A 1,913-nucleotide genomic window follows, 5' to 3' on the forward strand; every position below is an offset into this window, starting at 1 on the left:
CACCCCCAGGTGTTTTTCCACCACCACACCGGCGAAGGGCGCACGCAGTTCATAACGATTGCCGCCGGCCAGTACCGCGCTGCCGCTGAGCGCAGTCATTTTTTGCCGCGCATTGTTCAGGGCGATTTCGGCTTCTTGCAGGGTCTGCCGCGCCAGCAGGTAATCCTGTTCGGCAGAGATTTTGTCCTGCCACAACTGACGCTCGCGCTGGAAGGTGGTACGCGCCAGTTCGACCCGGCGCTCACTGGCGGCCAATTCGCTGCGCTGGTCGGAAATTTGCTGGCTGGCGATCACCGCCAACAGTTCGCCCTTCTTCACCGACTGGCCCAGGTTGACCTTCACCGCCTCTACCACGCCCGCTGCGCGGGGCACGATGTGGGAGGTACGGTCTTCATCAAAACGCACCTCGCCCGGCAGCGTCAGCACGGTGCTGATGGCACGCGGTTGCGCCTGGGCCAACTGGATGCCGGCAGCTTGAATCTGCTGCTCGGTGAGTTCGAGCTTGCCTTCTTCTTCCTCGGCGTGGGCGAAGCCGGAAAGCATCAGGCCCAAGGCGACGGCGAGCGCCATGCCATGTTTTTTGTTCATCAGGAGACTCCAGGAAAAATCAGAAGCGGGCGAGGTCGCCGTAAATGCGTTCGATGCGTACCCAGGCCTCGGTGGCCTGGGCGGTGGCAGCAAGGTATTGGGTACGGGCCGCGATCAAGGTGCGCTGGGCGTCGAGCACGTCGAGGAAGTTGAACTTGCCCATCTCGAAGCCACGGGTGGCGCTGTCTACCGCACTTTGTGCGGCGGGCAGGATCTGCTGGTTGAACGCGCGCACTTCGGTGTTCGCGGTTTGCCACAGGTCCAGGGCCTGGCGGGTTTCGGTGCGCAGGCGCAGTTCGGCGGCGTTTCGCAGGTCGCGGGCCTGGTCGGCGCGTCGGGTGGCCGCGAGGATGTTGCCCTGGTTGCGGTTGAACAGCGGGATCGGCATCGACACGCCCACCAGGTTCACCCGTTCGCGCACACTGGCGTCGTATTGGCTGCCGATCGACACGTCCAGGTCCGGAATGCGCTGGGCTTTTTCCAGACCCACGCTGGCTTCGTTCTGCACAATGCTGAGTTCGGCCAGGCGCAATTCGGCGGTCTGCTCAAGGCGTGCCAACAATGGCGCGGCGGCGGGTAACGCCGGTACCGAGGTGCTTGGCGTGGCGACGGCCTGGAAGTCGGTGGCGGCGCTGCCGGTGCTGGTGGCGAGGCGACGGTAGGCGTCAGTGAGGCCAATCTGTGCGCGGTTCAATTCCAGACGGATTTGCGACACCTGCACCTGGGCGCGAGTGGCTTCCACCGGCGACGACTTGCCAGCGGTGACGCGCCCATTGGCGACCACCAGGCCGCGCTCGGCAAGCGTCATGGAGCGTTGCGCCAGGTCAAGGCGTTCCTGGGCGCGCAGGGCGCCGTAGTAGCTGTCGATGACCTCGGCGCGCAACTGGTTGCGACGCTGCTCCAGGGTCAGCGCGGCGGCATCCTGGGCGCGGGTGGCCACCTCGATGCGTGCACCGCGCTTGCCGCCCAGTTCAAGGGTCTGGCTGAGTTTGATGCTGGTGGTGCGGCTGTTGCGGCGGGTGTCTTCAGCGTCCCAGGAGGCCACCGGGTTGGGGATCAGGCCGGCCTGTTGCCGGCCGCCTTGGGCGATGTCGATTTCCCATTGTGCGGCCGCCAGGTCCGGGTTGTTGGCGAAGGCGGTTTGCAAGGCTGCATCGAGGGTGAGGGGTTGTGCCTGGGCGGCGTTTGCGGATATCCACACTACCAGTGCCGCCGCCCCCAACAGTGTTCTAACGAAAATTGCCATAACGAGAGTTCCACGCCCATGAAGTCGCTGAGGTTTCCCAGCGGGGGCAATGTAGCTTTCGGTACTTATCAGGGCCGTG

The 1,913-nt window shown here is 64.7% G+C and carries 2 protein-coding genes; both read right to left on the minus strand.

Annotated features, from left to right (window positions below):
• A partial coding sequence (locus tag BKD70_RS23460) for an efflux RND transporter periplasmic adaptor subunit (protein WP_139145832.1) occupies positions 1-588 on the minus strand: 588 nt, incomplete at its 3' end.
• A gap of 19 nt (positions 589-607) precedes the next feature.
• Positions 608-1,834 carry a TolC family protein gene (locus BKD70_RS23465; RefSeq protein ID WP_054897169.1) on the minus strand — a complete coding sequence of 409 codons (1,227 nt, stop codon included), beginning with the start codon at positions 1,832-1,834 and terminating at the stop codon, positions 608-610.
• Positions 1,835-1,913 lie beyond the last annotated feature (79 nt).

The sequence above is a fragment of the Pseudomonas sp. BS-2016 genome (genome assembly GCF_001806145.1).
Lineage (GTDB): Bacteria > Pseudomonadota > Gammaproteobacteria > Pseudomonadales > Pseudomonadaceae > Aquipseudomonas > Aquipseudomonas lundensis.